The sequence below is a fragment of the Mycoplana sp. MJR14 genome (genome assembly GCF_029210525.1).
Classification (GTDB): Bacteria; Pseudomonadota; Alphaproteobacteria; order Rhizobiales; family Rhizobiaceae; genus Mycoplana.
Genome location: NZ_JARGEO010000004.1, coordinates 346110 through 361124, shown reverse-complemented (window position 1 = coordinate 361124; position 15015 = coordinate 346110). Strand labels below are relative to the sequence as shown.

General features: G+C 66.5%; 12 protein-coding genes. 4 read left to right on the top strand and 8 right to left on the bottom strand.

The features are described from left to right. Positions 1–154 precede the first annotated feature (154 nt). A complete protein-coding gene (locus P0086_RS12265) occupies positions 155–2218 on the bottom strand; it encodes a M3 family metallopeptidase (protein WP_112613889.1) in 2064 nt (687 codons plus the stop codon). Between the two features lie 395 nt (positions 2219–2613). Here P0086_RS12265 and P0086_RS12260 point away from each other — a divergent pair, with 395 nt between their 5' ends. Beyond that, positions 2614–3702: a DUF475 domain-containing protein gene (locus P0086_RS12260; RefSeq protein ID WP_275785778.1), complete on the top strand. Its 1089-nt coding sequence runs from the start codon at positions 2614–2616 to the stop codon at positions 3700–3702. Between the two features lie 500 nt (positions 3703–4202). On the opposite strand, the gene P0086_RS12255 is transcribed toward P0086_RS12260, so the two are convergent. The 4 genes from P0086_RS12255 to P0086_RS12240 form a co-directional block, all read right to left on the bottom strand. Then, positions 4203–5720, bottom strand: coding sequence for a tripartite tricarboxylate transporter permease (locus tag P0086_RS12255; protein ID WP_112595504.1), 1518 nt, complete (start codon positions 5718–5720; stop codon positions 4203–4205). 14 nt (positions 5721–5734) lie between these two features. Continuing rightward, the gene (locus P0086_RS12250; RefSeq protein ID WP_148192078.1) at positions 5735–6226 is read right to left on the bottom strand and encodes a tripartite tricarboxylate transporter TctB family protein; all 492 of its coding nucleotides are present in this window, start codon (positions 6224–6226) and stop codon (positions 5735–5737) included. Further along, positions 6223–7167 (bottom strand): tripartite tricarboxylate transporter substrate binding protein, encoded by a 945-nt coding sequence (locus tag P0086_RS12245; RefSeq protein WP_112595508.1) that lies wholly within the window; start codon positions 7165–7167, stop codon positions 6223–6225. Before P0086_RS12245 ends, P0086_RS12250 begins: the two co-directional genes overlap by 4 nt. Before the next feature lie 229 nt (positions 7168–7396). Beyond that, complete coding sequence (locus P0086_RS12240) at positions 7397–8464, bottom strand: ABC transporter substrate-binding protein (protein WP_275785774.1); 1068 nt, start codon at positions 8462–8464, stop codon at positions 7397–7399. Between the two features lie 168 nt (positions 8465–8632). Here P0086_RS12240 and P0086_RS12235 point away from each other — a divergent pair, with 168 nt between their 5' ends. Both P0086_RS12235 and P0086_RS12230 read left to right on the top strand, forming a co-directional pair. After that, on the top strand, positions 8633–9307 hold the full coding sequence (locus P0086_RS12235; protein ID WP_112595512.1) for a response regulator transcription factor: 675 nt from the start codon (positions 8633–8635) through the stop codon (positions 9305–9307). Further along, complete coding sequence (locus P0086_RS12230; protein ID WP_275785772.1) at positions 9307–10701, top strand: sensor histidine kinase; 1395 nt, start codon at positions 9307–9309, stop codon at positions 10699–10701. Before P0086_RS12235 ends, P0086_RS12230 begins: the two co-directional genes overlap by 1 nt. Before the next feature lie 40 nt (positions 10702–10741). Here the strand turns inward: P0086_RS12230 and P0086_RS12225 are convergent, their stop codons facing one another. Both P0086_RS12225 and P0086_RS12220 read right to left on the bottom strand, forming a co-directional pair. Continuing rightward, positions 10742–11383 (bottom strand): LysE family translocator, encoded by a 642-nt coding sequence (locus P0086_RS12225; protein WP_112595516.1) that lies wholly within the window; start codon positions 11381–11383, stop codon positions 10742–10744. Positions 11384–11596: 213 nt separating this feature from the next. Further along, positions 11597–12820 (bottom strand): argininosuccinate synthase, encoded by a 1224-nt coding sequence (locus P0086_RS12220; protein WP_112595518.1) that lies wholly within the window; start codon positions 12818–12820, stop codon positions 11597–11599. Positions 12821–13002: 182 nt separating this feature from the next. On the opposite strand from P0086_RS12220, the gene P0086_RS12215 reads away from it, so the two are divergent. Further along, positions 13003–13653, top strand: a complete 651-nt coding sequence (locus P0086_RS12215; protein WP_112595520.1) for a LysE family translocator — start codon at positions 13003–13005, stop codon at positions 13651–13653. A gap of 40 nt (positions 13654–13693) precedes the next feature. Here P0086_RS12215 and rlmN read toward each other — a convergent pair whose 3' ends face one another. Next, positions 13694–14932 (bottom strand): 23S rRNA (adenine(2503)-C(2))-methyltransferase RlmN, encoded by a 1239-nt coding sequence (gene rlmN / locus P0086_RS12210; RefSeq protein WP_275785767.1) that lies wholly within the window; start codon positions 14930–14932, stop codon positions 13694–13696. Positions 14933–15015: the final 83 nt, after the last annotated feature.

Genomic DNA, 15015 nt, shown 5'->3' with positions numbered 1-15015 from the left:
CCCGATCCGCGCGGCCGACCATCGGGCGGTCACGTGTCAGCGGCGTTACGGATCGATGACGCCGGCGATACAGTTCGGTGACGGAAGGATGACGCCCTGCCCCTCCCCCTCGAGGGGGAGGAGCGCGCAGCCGCGACCGCCCGGGCGGCCAGGATCAGGCCGCCAGGCCTTTCTTTTCCAGCATGGCGTCGATCGACGGCAGCTTGCCGCGGAACGCCTTGTAGGCATCCTCGGGGTCGATGGCGCCGCCGACGGCGTAGATATTGGCCTTCAGTTTCCCCGCCATGCCGGGATCGAAGGCATTGCCCGTCTCGGTGAAGGCGGCGAAGGCATCGGCGTCCAGAACCTCCGACCACATGTAGGAATAGTAGCCGGCCGAATAGCCGTCGCCCGAGAAGACATGCTGGAAGTGCGGCGTCGCATGACGCATGACGATCGAGGCGGGCATGCGGATGTCGTCCAGCACTTCGCGCTGCAGCCTCATCGGATCCTCCACGGCACCGCGCGTGTGAAAGGCCATGTCGACCAAAGCGGATGAGGTGAACTCCACGGTGGCAAAGCCGGCGTTGAAGGTGCGCGCCGCCAGCACCTTGTCCAGGAGCGCCTGCGGCATCGGCTCGCCGGTCTCGTAGTGCACGGCATAGGTCTTCAGGATCTCCGGCACCGTCAGCCAGTGTTCGTAGAGCTGCGACGGCAGCTCGACGAAATCGCGCGCGACGCCCGTGCCGGAGACCGAGGGATAGGTGACATCCGACAGCATGCCGTGCAGCGCATGGCCGAATTCATGGAACAGCGTGCGCGCGTCGTCGAGCGACAGCAGCGCCGGCTTGCCTTCGGCGGGCTTGGCGAAGTTGCAGACGTTGTAGATGATCGGGATCTCGCCGACCGTGCCGTTCTTCAGCGGCAGCTTGTGCTGGCTCTGGTAGGAACTCATCCAGGCCCCGGAGCGCTTCGATGAGCGGGCGAAATAGTCGCCGAGGAACATGGCGACCAGCCCGTTGTCGCGGTCGCGGATCTCGAAGACCCGGACGTCGGGGTGATAGGTCGGCACGCCCGCAAGCGGCACAGCGCGGATGCCGAACAGCCGTTCGGCGACGTCGAAGCAGGCTTCGATCACCTTTTCCAGCTGCAGGTAGGGCTTCAGCTCGGCCTCCGAGAAATCGAACTTCTCCGCGCGCAGCTTCTCGGCATAGTACCGCCAGTCCCACGGCATGACCGGATGGTTGCGCCCTTCGGCGGCAACGAGGCGTGCGAGCTCCCGCTCCTCCTCCGCCGCGCGCGCCACCGCCTTCTCCCAGACCTGGGTGAGAAGCCCGTTCACGGCGTCGGGCGTCTTCGCCATCGTGTTGTCGAGCTTGAGCGCGGCATAGTGCTCGTAGCCGAGCAGCGCCGCCTTCTCCGCCCGCAATGCCAGCGTCTCGCGCACGATCTCGCGGTTGTCCGTGGCCCCGCCGTTGATGCCGCGCGCGGTCCAGGCGCTGAACGCCTGCTCGCGCAGCTCGCGGCGGGCGGAGAAGGTCAGGAACGGCTCGATGATCGAGCGCGACAGCGTCACCGCATATCCGCCCTCCGCACCCCGATCGCGGGCAGCCGCCGCCATCGCATCCTTGAGGAAGTCGGGCAGTCCTTCGAGGTCGGCCGCGTCCGACAGCATAAGCGACCAATCCTTCTCGTCGGAAAGCACGTTCTGGCCGAATTGCGCGCCGAGCCCGGCGAGCCGCTCGTTGATCGCTGAAAGCCGGTCCTGCTCGGTCTTGGCGAGCTTGGCGCCGGACTTGACGAAGCCCTTCCAGTGCCGCTCCAGCACGCGCGTCTGCTCCAGCGTCAGGCCGAGGCCGTCCCGGCCCTCCCACAACGCATCGATGCGCGAGAACAGCGCGGCATTGTTGCCGATCTTGGAATAGTGCCGCGACATCTTCGGCGCGATCTCGCGCTCAAGCGCCTGGATGACGTCGTTGGTATTGGCGCCGGCCCGGCTCCAGAACAGCGCCGACACGCGCGAAAGCGCGTCGCCCGCGGTCTCGAGCGCCGTCACGGTGTTGTCGAAGCTGGGCGCTTCCGGGTTCGCCGCGATCTGATCGATCTCCGCCTCGTGCAGGGCAAAAGCCGCATCGAAGGCTTCGGCAAAACTGTCGTCGGAGACGAGATCGAAGCGCGGCAGGCCGTTGACCCCGCTCCAGTCGATCAGGGAGGGGCTGATTTTGGAAGGTGCGCTCATTGTGACGTGTTCCTCGTGACGGCAGGTCTGATCGGCGGAATATAGGGACAGAATGCGCGCTTGTGTACGCCGCCGGCCTCCAATTCTTTCATGCCCCGGCCAGATGCGGCGAAACGGTCCGCAGCGCGAAAATACTTGACGTAACGGGACACTTCGGGGAAAACGGGAGTGCTGCGGCCTTAGACATCCCGCCGCAGCACCAACTTTGGTGCCGGGCCCCTCTGGCGAGAGTTTTTACGGCGCTCTCGTGATGTCGGTACCGCCAGCAATTGAGCCGGCGGATTCAAGAACATGAAAATCCTGAACATGCCTATAGCGCATGCCCTTTTCGGCACGCGCTTTTTCCCCATCTGCGACCTTGCAGCCATGACCGTCCTCGAAAGCGAGGTGCGGATATGAGCACCCGGACAACGCCGCAGAGTTCGCTCTCCTACTTCACGTGGGCCTTCATCGTCACCGCGCTGGGCCTCGTGCTCGGCGCCTGGCTTGGCTGGCAGACGACCGGCACGATCGCCGGGATGGCCACCGTCTTCTTCATCTGCACCGTCCTGGCGGTGCTGGAGATCTCGCTGTCCTTCGACAACGCCATCGTCAACGCCAACAAGCTCAAGGACATGACGCCGGTCTGGCAGCACCGGTTCCTGACCTGGGGCATCATCATCGCCGTCTTCGGCATGCGCATCGTCTTCCCGTTGCTGATCGTGGTGATTGCGGCCAACATCGGCCCGATCGAGGCGATCGTGCTGGCGGCGCGCCAGCCCGAGGAATACGCCCGCATCATGCACGAGGCGCACCTGCCGATCGCGGCCTTCGGCGGCACCTTCCTGATGATGGTCGGCCTGACCTACTTCTTCGACCATGAAAAGGACGTCCACTGGATCGCCTTCATCGAGAAGCGCATGGCCCGCTATGCGACGATCAAGGGCGTGGAAATCGCCTTCGTGCTGATCCTGATCCTCGTCTTCTCGACCTTCCTCGAAGGTGCGGAAGCCGACGCCTTTGTCTATTCGGCGATCTACGGCCTTCTGACCTTCCTGGCCGTCGAAGTCGTGGGCGGCCTGCTGGACGCCTCGCAGCAGACGATGAGTGCGGCCGCAAAGGGCGGTCTCGGCGCCTTCATCTACCTGGAGGTCCTGGACGCCAGCTTCTCCTTCGACGGCGTGATCGGGGCGTTTGCGCTGACGCAGAACCTCTTCGTCATCGCCATCGGCCTCGGCATCGGCGCCATGTATGTGCGCTCGATGACGATCATGCTGGTCGACAAGGGCACGCTCGCCGAATACCGCTACCTCGAGCACGGCGCCTTCTACGCGATCCTGATCCTGTCGGTGATCATGTACTGCCAGACGCTGGTCCACATCCCCGAGGTCATCACCGGCCTGGGCGGCGCGGGCCTGATCGGCATCTCGCTCTGGTCCTCCATCCGCTACAACCGACGCGAAGAGGCCGTGGCGCACGACGCGCGGCCGATCGAGAGCGTCTGACCGAAACCGCGGCGGCGCCCTCGCGGCGCCGCCCTGATCCGCGAAACGACAGAAGGCCCGGCGATCCGCGATCGCCGGGCCTTCTGCTGGATACTGCTGTCACTGCAGCGAGCCTCGTTGGGCTCGGGATCCGCCGTTGTAACCGGCTGGATCCGCCGTCCTTTGCGGACGATGCTTACTTCGGGAAGTTGGCCGGATCGATGCCGAGCGTCCTGAGGTCGCGGTCGCGCGGGCGACGGCTGCCTTCGACTGCGGCTGCGACTGCACTCGCCGCACCCAGAACCGCGAATGCGCGGCCCAAGAAACCCCGGCGAACTCCACTGCGATTCTGGCTCATTGTCTTGCTCTCTGTCCTAGGGTTACCACCCTGTTGCGATGCACAATAAATGATACCAAACAGCCCTGCGCACAAGGGATAGATCGGCAGGGCAGCTATGCAACGAAAGCAGGCCGCAATTGCTTGCGGCCTGCTTTCTGTGCAGATCGGTGGGGTCGGTCGCTCAGTCTTCGCTGGCCGCGAGCTGCGACAGCACCTGCCCCCTGCCGCGGGCCCGAAGGACCAGCGGGATGATCAGTGCGGCGGCCGCGATGAGAAGCAGCACCACCGCCACGGGGGAAGCGACCAGCGTCGTCAGGTCGCCCTGGCTGATCGACAGCGCCCGGCGCAACTGCTGCTCGGCGAGCGGCCCGAGGATCAGCCCGACCACCACCGGGGCGATGGGATAGCCGAAGATGCGCATGACATAGCCGAGCAAGCCGAACGCCAAGAGCATGCCGAGTTCGAACACCGACGGGTTGGCGCCGATCGTGCCGAGGGTGGCGAACAAGAGGATGCCGGCATAGAGCCAGGGCTTCGGGATCGTCAGCAGCTTCACCCACAGGCCGATCAGCGGCAGGTTCAGGACCAGCAGCATGAAATTGGCGATCAGCAGGCTGGCGATCAGGCCCCAGACGAGCTGCGGATTGGTCGCAAACAGCAGCGGACCGGGCTGCAGGCCGTATTGCTGGAAGCCCGCCAGCATGATCGCGGCCGTCGCCGTCGTCGGCAGGCCGAGCGTCAGGAGCGGCACGAGCGTGCCGGCGGCGGACGCATTGTTGGCGGCCTCCGGGCCAGCGACGCCTTCGATCGCCCCGTTGCCGAACTCCTCCGGATGCTTCGTCAGCCGCTTCTCGGCGGCATAGGACAGGAAGGTGCCAATCTCGGCGCCGCCGGCGGGCATGGCGCCGATCGGAAAGCCGATCGCCGTGCCGCGCAGCCAAGGCTTCCACGAGCGCGCCCAGTCGGCGGCGTTCATCCACACCGATCCCTTGACAGCCTCGACCTTGTCCGGCCCCTTGTCGCCCTGCGCGGCGATGTAGAGGGTCTCGCCGATGGCGAACATCGCCACCGCAAGCGTAGTCACCTCGATGCCGTCCAGAAGGTCCGGGATGCCGAACGACAGGCGCGCCTGGCCGCTCAACTGGTCGATGCCGATGATGGCCAGCGTCAGGCCGACGAAGAGCGAGGTCAGCCCGCGCAGCGTCGAATCGCCGAAGGCCGAGGACACCGTGACGAAGGCGAGCACCATCAGGGCAAAGTACTCCCGCGGCCCGAACACCAGCGCGACCTTGACGATGAAGGGGGCCACGAAGGCGAGCGCCAGCGTCGCGATCAGGCCGGCGACGAAGGAGCCGATGGCGGCGGTCGCAAGAGCGGGTCCGCCGCGGCCGGCGCGCGCCATCTTGTTGCCCTCGAGCGCCGTGACGATCGACGAGCTCTCGCCGGGCGTGTTGAGCAGGATCGACGTGGTCGAGCCGCCATACATGCCGCCATAGTAGATGCCCGCGAACATGATCAGCGAGCCGGCGGGGTCGAGCTTGTAGGTCACCGGCAGGAGCAGCGCCACCGTCAACGCCGGACCGATGCCCGGCAGCACGCCGACGGCCGTGCCGAGCGTCACGCCGATCAGCGCATAGAGGAGGTTCATCGGCTGGGCGGCGACCAGCAGGCCCTGCAACAGGAAGTCAAATGTATTCATGATCTGCCGTCCCCTTAGAAGAACAGGTGCTCGAGCGCCCCGGTGGGCAGCGAGAGCTGCAGCAGTTTGGCGAAGATCACCCAGACGACGAAGGCAAGGACGATGCCGACGGGGATCGTGATCCAGAGCTTCCGCTTGCCGAAGCCCGCGGCCGTCAGCGCGAACAGCAGGCCGGTCGCGATCGAGAAGCCGGCGACGTTGAGAAGCAGCATCTGTGCCGCCAGGCCGCCGACGATCCAGACCACCGGTGCGACGTGCTGCGGCTCACGCTCGGGAAACTCCCCGCGCCAGGCCTCGATCGCCGTCCAGATCGCCAGGCCGATGAGACAGCAGGCGATCGCATAGGGCACGGTCGTCGGGCCGACCTGCGAATAGCCGGCGGCCCCCGTGAGACGCGAGACGTCCCAGAAGATCAGGCCGGCGATCGCGGCCAGCACGACGGCGATGACGAGCGCCGCCCCATCGGGGCGACGCGTTGCGCTTGCGGGTTTGTTCCCGTCCGTCATTCGACCAGTCCGATGTCTTTGAGGATGCCTTCGGTGGCGGAGACGTCCTTGGCCAGCTGGTCGTTGAAGGCTGCGCCGGAGAGGTAGGTATCCTGCCAGCCCTTCGTCTTCAGCTGTTCCTGCCAGGCGGCCGACTTGGCGAGCTTTTCGATATCGGCGGTGACGGCAGCCTTCTGTTCGTCGCTGAGGCCCGGAGCGGCCGCGACCATGCGCCAGTTCTCGACGACGACGTCCAGGCCGCTTTCCTTGATGGTCGGGGCGTCGATGCCCTCGATCCGGTCGGCGCTGGAGACGGCGAGCAGCCGCAGCGTGCCGGCCTTCACCTGCGATTCGAATTCGCCATAGCCGGAAATGCCGGCGCTGACCTGCGCGCCGAGGATCGCCGCCAGCGCCTCGCCGCCGCCCGAATAGGCGATGTAGTTGATCTTCTTCGGATCGACGCCGGCCGCCTTGGCGATCAGGCCGACCGCGATGTGGTCGGTACCGCCGGCCGAACCGCCGGCCCAGGAGACCGCGCCCGGATCCTTCTTCAGCGCCTCGACGAGATCACCAAAGGTCTGGAACGGCGAGGAGGCGGGCACGACGATCGCCTCGTACTCACCGGTCAGGCGCGCGATCGGGGTGACGTCCTTCAGCGTGACGGGCGACTTGTTCGTGAGAATCGCGCCGACCATGACGTAGCCGCCGACGATCAGGGCGTTGGCATTGCCCTTGTCCTGGCTGGCGAACTGGGCAAGGCCGATCGTTCCGCCGGCGCCCGGCACGTTGATCACCTGCACGTTGCCGGAGATGCCTTCGGACTGCATGACCGTCTGCAGCGTGCGGGCCGTCTGGTCCCAGCCGCCGCCGGGATTGGCCGGTGCTATGATCTTGTAGTCTGCAGCAAACGCCGGCAGCGCCATCGCACCGGCGAGAATGGAAGCAAGGAAAAACTGTTTCAAGGCATATCCTCCGTCAGGCGCGGCTTGGCTCCGCGCGTCGTTTCGAACTGTCGAGGGAGAAAGCACACTGCGCCGGCGGTCATGCCGGCTGCGCCATGATGGCGGGTCTCCTCCCCATTGCCCGGCGCCGCCTCCACGGAACCGCCGAGGTGTTCAAGCCACCACACAAACCTGTCATCCAGCTGACATCGTAGCACAGTCTCGCCACGATCGGGGCGCGATACCGCCGCTATTGCGTCCGCAGCACTTCGTTCCAGTGGGCGATCAGCCGCGCCCGCTTCACCTGGTCGAGATAGACCATCAGGCCCGGGCTCACCGGAACGGGCTTGAGCTGCGTTCCCAACAACGCCTGCATCCCCGTGGCCGTGTTGTCGCCGGCGACATCCGGCGAAACGGCCGCGATCTGCAGCTCGCGCGCCATGATCGTCTGGCCTTCCTTCGACATGAAGAACGACAGATAGCGGCGGCCGAGATCGGGGGACGCCGCCGCCTGCGGCACGAGCCCGATGCGCGACATCACGACGGTGTAGTCCTTGGGCAGCACGATCCCGACGTCCGGATGATTGGCCGCCCAGTCCGCCGCATAGGAGCCGAGGATGTTGTAGCCGAACACGAACCGCCCGTCCGCGATCCGCTCCAGGATCGCCGAACTTGTGGAATAGAGCTTCACGCCGGCCGCCCCCATGGCGCGGATCAGCGTCCAGATGTCGCCGAACTGCTCCTGGTCGCGCGCCATGAACAGGAAGCCGACGCCGGAGCGCTCGATGTCGTAGGTGGCGATGCGGCCGTGGATCTCGTCGCCGTGACGGTCGAGGTAGTCGAGGAACTCCGCGCGCGAGGCCGGCGGCTTTTCCTTCCTGAAGCTCGGCTTGTGATAGACGAAGACGGCGGGCTCGAAGGTCAGCGCATAGGCGGTGTTGCGCCAGTTGGCCCATTGCGGCCACTGCTCGCTCATCGGCAGGTCGCTGCGCTGGGCATAGCCGTCGTTGCTGAGCTTGACCTGCAGGTCCATCGCCGAGGAGAAGGCGAAGTCGGCCGTCTTCTGGCCGGCGTCCGTCTCCTTGACGACGCGGTCATAGACCTCGCCGGTCAGCATTTCCTCGTAACGCACCGCCACATCGGGATTGGCGGCCTGGAATCCCTTGATCATCGGCCGCGCCAAAGGCTCGTCCAGCGAGGAGTAGACGACGAGCACCGGGGCGTTTCCCTTGCCGTCCGGTGCCGGGTAGAAGGTCTCGGCGGCCGCGGCGGGAAGACAGGAGGATGCTGCAAGCAAAAAGGCAATGAGGAGGCGCATGTGGCGAGATTGCCTGACCGGGACGCCGTTCTCAAGCCCGCTCGGCGGGCCTGCGGCGGGAATGAAAGATCGCTATCGATTTTTTGGCCTGTTTATGCGCAAAGTCAAAGTGTTGGCCGCTCCTTACGCCGGCACGGCGGACGGGGAAGGTGAACGGGGAGGTAACAGGTGCGCATACTGCTGGTCGAAGACAACCGGGCGCTGGCCGACGGGCTGTCCGCCATCCTGCGCGGCACCGGCCATGCGGTGGACGTGGTCAATGACGGCGCCTCAGCCGACGCGGCGATCTCCGCCGAAGCCTTCGACCTGGTGATCCTCGACCTGACGCTGCCGGAGATGGACGGGCTGGAGGTGCTGCGCGCGATGCGCGCTCGGCAGAACCGGGCGGCCGTATTGATCCTGACCGCGCGCGGCGCGGCGGAAGACAAGGTGAAGGGGCTGGATCTCGGCGCCGACGACTACATGAGCAAACCGTTCGACATCTCCGAGTTCGAGGCCCGCGTGCGGATGCTGCTGAGGCGCCAGGCGGGGCTGCGTTCGTCGGCGCTGAGCTTCGGCGGCGTCGACCTCGACCTCAATTCCCGCACCTTCTCCGCCGGCGGCACACCGCTCGACATCCCGGCGCGGGAACTCGGGCTCCTGGAGATCCTGTTCATGCGCGCCGGCAAGGTGGTCTCCAAGGAGGCGATCATGCAGTCGCTCGCAGCCTTCGACGACGATCTCAGCGCCAACGCGATCGAGCAATATGTGAGCCGCCTGCGCCGGCGCATCGCGCCGCACGGCCTGACCGTGCGCACCGCCCGCGGCATCGGCTACTATCTGGACAAGGTGACCCCCGCCTGATGCGCAATCCGGCCCCATCGCTTCGCCGGCAGTTGCTTTTGTGGCTCCTCGTCGCCACCGCCGTCTTCGGCGTCCTGGCCCTGATCGACACCTATCGCGAGGCCGTCAAAACCGCCAACACCGTCTCCGACCGGGTGCTCGCCGGCTCGGCGCTGGCGATCGCCGAGCGGGTCGTCGTCAACGAGAACGGGGCGCTCGAGGTGGATATCCCTTACGTCGCGCTGGAGATGCTGACATCGGCCGCGCAGGACCGCGTCTTCTACCGGGTGGAGGGGCCGCCCGGCCAGTTCATCACCGGCTACCAGGCGCTGCCGACGATCACCGACACCGACGGCGCGCCGACCGCCTATGCCGATGCCAGCTTCCGCGGCGAGCCGATCCGCGTCGCCGTGCTGCACCGCTCCGCCTCCACCGGCGTCAATTCGGTCCCCTTCGTCGTCACGGTCGCCGAGACCACGATCGCCAGGCGCCAGCTCGCCCAGGCCATTCTCGTCCGATCGGCCCTGCGCCTGGCGCTGATGATATCGGGTGCTGCCGCCATCGTCTGGATCGCCGTGACGCTCGCCCTGCGCCCGCTCTATCGTCTCAGCGACGCCATCGCCGAGCGCAGCCCGGACGACCTGCACCCGATCGAGCAACAGGTGCCCAGCGAAGTCGAGGGCCTCGTCGAGACGGTCAACTCCTTCATGGTGCGCCTGCAATCGGCGCTCAATTCGCTGCGTCACTTTTCCGGCAACGCCAGCCACCAGCTCCGCACGCCGCTGGCCATCATCCGCACCCAGCTCGCGCTGGCGACCCGGGCCGACACGCTGGAAGAGGCCAGGGATGCGGCACGCAAGGGCGACGCGGTCGTGGCGCATGCCGAACGCATCCTGGCCCAGCTGCTGCTGATGGCGAAGATCGATGCGGCGGGGTCGGCAGAGCCCCGCCCGCTCGAGGTGATCGATGTCACCGCGCTGGCCCAGTCGACCACCGCCGACTATGTGCCGCTTGCCGCCCAGGCGGGAATCGATCTCGGCTTCGAGGGCGAGGCGGCGGCACCGGTGCGCGCCGAGCCGCTGCTGTTCGGGGAGATGCTGCGAAACCTGATCGAGAATGCGATCGCCTATGCCGGGCCGGGCGCGGAGGTCACGGTCTCCGTGCGGGCCGAGGGGGGCGGGACGAGCCTGCAGGTGGTGGACAACGGCCCCGGAATCCCCGCCGAACGCCGCGCCGAGGTGCTGCAGCGCTTCGCCCGCGGCGGAACGGGCGATGCGCCGGGCATGGGACTCGGCCTGCCGATCGTCCAGGAAATCGCCGCCCTGTTCGGTGCCAGCCTGGTGCTGGAGGACAATCCGGACGGGCGCGGCCTGCGCGCCACCATCACTTTCCCCACCGGCGTCCCTGCCGGCTGACGACGGGCGGCCCCCAAGATCCGGCGTGTCCTTAGGCAGCCTACGCCCTGCGCCAGCCCGCAAGCCCGGGTGCGGCGTGCCAGACGGCCTGTACCGCGAAGCCGAGGAACAGCACGCCCGACATCCGAACGATCGCAAGCTCGTGCCGGCGGTAGAAGCGGCGCACGACGGAGGCGCCGATGACCGCGATCAGGACGATATCGGCGACCAGGAACCCCAAGAGGGAAACGGCGAGCAGCATCGGCAGGGACGAGAACTCCAGCGCGCTGGACGAACCGGCGAGCAGCGCCGTGAAGGTCGCGAGCGCCACCGGATAACCCTTCGGGTTGGTCAGCCCGAAGATCAGGCCGCGCCGCAGCGGCCGCTCCACCGTCACGAGCGGCTTGTCCGCCCCGCGCGGCCTGGCCCTGAGCGCCGTCCAGCCGATCCAGGCGAGATAGAGCCCGCAAAGGAGCCCGAGCACGTCGAACACCAGCGTGCCGATCGTCCTTGCCCCGACGATCGCAACCAGCGCCAGCGTCGACCAGACGAGGTCGCCCGCCAGATGCCCGCCCATGAACATCGCCCCCGCCTTCCGGCCCTGACCGGCGCCGATGCCGAGCAGCGCCAGGAAGGCCGGGCCTGGTATGAGGACATAGAACAGCGCGGCGAGGAAGGCGCCGAACAGCATCGAACCGGTCATGGGAATCTCCGCAGGAAAGAGCCCATCTGAACGTGTCGCCCGCGGGCCGTCAAGGGCCCGCTTTGCGGGATACGGCATCACAGGCGCCGCTGACCGCGGCAGGGTCGCAACCGGCGCCCTGCAGTGTGACGGACCGGTCCGCTCACGGGCAACGAAAAGCCCGCCGGAAACCGTCCCGGCGGGCTGTTGGGATCGGGCCGTGACCGGCAGCGCTCAGCCCTTGCGGTTGCGTGCAGCGAGCGTGCGCAGGCGCAGCGCGTTGAGCTTGATGAAGCCGGCGGCGTCCTTCTGGTCGTAGGCGCCCTGGTCGTCTTCGAAGGTGACGAGCTTGTCGGAATAGAGCGACTTGTCGCTCTGCCGGCCGATGACCATGACGTTGCCCTTGTAGAGCTTCAGCGTCACCTCGCCCTCGACGTTCTTCTGGCTGAGGTCGATCGCCGCCTGCAGCATCTCGCGCTCCGGCGAGAACCAGAAGCCGTAGTAGATCAGCTCCGCATAGCGCGGCATCAGCTCATCCTTCAGGTGGGCCGCGCCGCGGTCGAGCGTGATGCTCTCGATGGCGCGGTGGGCGGCCAGCAGGATCGTGCCGCCGGGGGTCTCGTAGACGCCGCGGCTCTTCATGCCGACGAACCGGTTCTCGACCAGGTCGAGCCGCCCGATGCCGTTGTCGCGGCCATAGGTGTTGAGCGCCGCCAGCAGCGTTGCCGGCGACATGCGCACGCCGTTGATCGAGACGGCGTCGCCGCGCTCGAAACCGACGGTGATGACGGTCGGCTTGTCCGGTGCCGCCTCCGGCGAAATCGTGCGCATGTGCACGTATTCCGGCGCCTCGACGGCCGGGTCTTCCAGGACCTTGCCTTCGGAGGAGGAGTGCAGGAGGTTCGCGTCGACCGAGAACGGCGCCTCGCCCTTCTTGTCCTTGGCGACCGGGATCTGGTGCTGTTCGGCGAATTCGAGCAGATGCGTGCGGCTCTTGAACGACCAGTCGCGCCACGGCGCGATGATCTTGATGTCCGGGTTCAGCGCATAGGCCGAGAGCTCGAAGCGGACTTGGTCGTTGCCCTTGCCGGTGGCGCCGTGGGCAATCGCGTCGGCGCCCGTCTTCCTGGCGATGTCGATCAGGTGCTTGGAGATCAGCGGCCGGGCGATCGAGGTGCCGAGCAGGTAGACGCCCTCGTAGACGGCGTTGGCGCGGAACATCGGGAAGACGAAGTCGCGGACAAACTCCTCGCGCACGTCCTCGATGAAGATCTCCTTGATGCCGAGCATCTCCGCCTTCTTGCGCGCCGGTTCCAGTTCCTCGCCCTGGCCGAGGTCGGCGGTGAAGGTGACGACCTCAGCGCCGAGCTCGGTCTGCAGCCACTTCAGGATGATCGAGGTGTCCAGGCCGCCGGAATAGGCGAGAACGACCTTCTTGACTTTCTGGGGAGATGCCATGGTTGTCTGTCCGTCTGGTGTCAGGAAATGCGGCCGCGCCGCGCCATATGTCGCCGGCATCTTTTAGCCAGAAAGCGCGCCGATACAAGCGTTGCCGCATGCCCGACTGACGATTTGCCTTTCCAAGCCGGTTGCGCAGGAGTATCGAACGCAGCGCATCGAAAAAAAGCGGACCCGCCGGCATGGACTACCTGCCCTCGCTTGCCACCTTCATCGCCTTCACCGCCGCGAGCCTCCTGCTGGCCGCGACGCCGGGGCCGGACATGACGCTGTCGATCAGCCGCGCCCTGTCGCAGGGCCGCGGTCCGGCGCTGTTCGTGGTGCTCGGCACCTCGATGGGCATCGTGGTGCACACGCTCCTCGTGGCATTCGGCATTTCCGCGCTGATTACCGCCTCGCCGACCGCCTTCATGATCCTGAAGACCGGCGGTGCGGGCTACCTGCTGTGGCTGGCGATCCAGGCGATCCGGGTGGGCTCGAGCTTCTCCGACAAGCCTGTCGACATGAGCGCCCCGAAGGGCGCTTCGGTGTGGGGAAACATCTCGACCGGTTTCTGGGTGAACCTTCTGAACCCCAAGGTCATCATCTTCTTCATGACCTTCCTGCCGCAGTTCGTCTCGGCCGGTGATCCGGACGTGACCGGAAAGCTGATCGTTCTCGGACTGCTGTTCATCATGATCGGCATGCCGGTCAACACGATCGTCGTGCTCGCCGCCGACAAGCTCTCCGCCTGGCTGCGCAACAACCGCCGCGTCCTGCGCGGACTGGACTACACCTTCGCCGGCGTGTTCTCGGTCTTCGCCGTGAAGATCTTCATGACGCAGACGCGCTGAACGCCTCGGGCGATATCGCCGGCGAAGCGATCCGCGTGCCTCAGTCGTCCTCGCCGTGGCCGGCGATCATCATCGCCTCGTAGGCCATGCGGTCGACCTTGCGCATCCGCTCCGATTCCGACTTGAGCTGGCCGCAGGCGGCGAGGATGTCGCGGCCGCGCGGCGTACGGATCGGCGAGGCATAGCCGGCCTGGTTGATGAAGTCGGCGAACTTCTCGATCTGTTCCCAGTCCGAACACTGGTAGTTCGTGCCCGGCCACGGGTTGAACGGGATCAGGTTGATCTTCGCCGGGATGCCCTTCAGGAGCTGCACCAGCAGCTTGGCGTCCTCGATGCTGTCGTTGACGTCCTTCAGCATCACGTATTCGAAGGTGATGCGGCGGGCGTTCGACAGGCTCGGATAGGCGCGGCAGGCCTCAAGCAGCTCCTTCAGCGGATACTTCTTGTTGATCGGCACCAGCATGTCGCGCAGCTCGTCGCGCACCGCATGCAGCGAGATCGCCAGCATCACGCCGATCTCCTCGCCGGTGCGGTAGATCTCCGGCACGATGCCCGACGTCGACAGCGTCACGCGGCGCTTGGACAGCGACAGCCCGTCGCCGTCGGTGGCGATCAGGAGCGCCTGCTTGACGTTCTCGAAATTGTAGAGCGGCTCGCCCATCCCCATCATGACGATGTTGGAGACCTTGCGGCCCTCATTGGGCACGATGGCGCCGGCCGGCGTCTCGCGGTCCGGGAAGTCGCCGAGCCGGTCGCGCGCCAAGAGCAACTGCGCCAGGATCTCCTCGGCCGTCAGGTTGCGCACCAGCTTCTGCGTGCCGGTGTGACAGAAGGAGCAGGTGAGCGTGCAGCCGACCTGGCTGGAGATGCAGAGCGTCCCGCGACCCTCTTCGGGGATATAGACCGTCTCGACCTCGACGGGGCGGCCGGCGCCGCGGGCGGGAAAGCGCAGGAGCCACTTGCGCGTGCCGTCGTTGGAGACCTGCTCCTCGACGATCTCGGGGCGCGCGATCGTGAAATGCGTCTTCAGCATCTCGCGCATGTCCTTCGACACGTTCAGCATGTGGTCGAAGTCGGAGACGCCGCGCACGTAGAGCCAGTGCCAGAGCTGGCTGACGCGCATCTTCACCTGCCGCTCGGACACGCCCTTCTCGACCAGCGCCGCGGCCATGTCCTGCCGCGACAGGCCGATCAGCGACGGCTTTTCGGCCACCGGCGCCGTGCGCGTCGGCCGGGCGGTTGCAGGTTCCGTGCCGCTGAGAAAATCCAAGGTCGCCATTCGTACAATCCCGTTGCGCGTTCATGCCGCCGGGCTGTCCACCCGAAAGATCCGCCGCGTCTCGATCATGAAATCCAAGGAGC

Bases quoted from the DNA above. Each gene is read 5' to 3' on its own strand.
- P0086_RS12250 (WP_148192078.1), bottom strand. From the start codon at position 6,226: ATGACGGACGGGAACAAACCCGCAAGCGCAACGCGTCGCCCCGATGGG.
- P0086_RS12230 (WP_275785772.1), top strand. From the start codon at position 9,307: ATGCGCAATCCGGCCCCATCGCTTCGCCGGCAGTTGCTTTTGTGGCTC.
- P0086_RS12255 (WP_112595504.1), bottom strand. From the start codon at position 5,720: ATGAATACATTTGACTTCCTGTTGCAGGGCCTGCTGGTCGCCGCCCAG.
- P0086_RS12240 (WP_275785774.1), bottom strand. From the start codon at position 8,464: ATGCGCCTCCTCATTGCCTTTTTGCTTGCAGCATCCTCCTGTCTTCCC.
- P0086_RS12265 (WP_112613889.1), bottom strand. From the start codon at position 2,218: ATGAGCGCACCTTCCAAAATCAGCCCCTCCCTGATCGACTGGAGCGGG.
- P0086_RS12260 (WP_275785778.1), top strand. From the start codon at position 2,614: ATGAGCACCCGGACAACGCCGCAGAGTTCGCTCTCCTACTTCACGTGG.
- P0086_RS12215 (WP_112595520.1), top strand. From the start codon at position 13,003: ATGGACTACCTGCCCTCGCTTGCCACCTTCATCGCCTTCACCGCCGCG.
- P0086_RS12225 (WP_112595516.1), bottom strand. From the start codon at position 11,383: ATGACCGGTTCGATGCTGTTCGGCGCCTTCCTCGCCGCGCTGTTCTAT.
- rlmN (WP_275785767.1), bottom strand. From the start codon at position 14,932: ATGGCGACCTTGGATTTTCTCAGCGGCACGGAACCTGCAACCGCCCGG.
- P0086_RS12220 (WP_112595518.1), bottom strand. From the start codon at position 12,820: ATGGCATCTCCCCAGAAAGTCAAGAAGGTCGTTCTCGCCTATTCCGGC.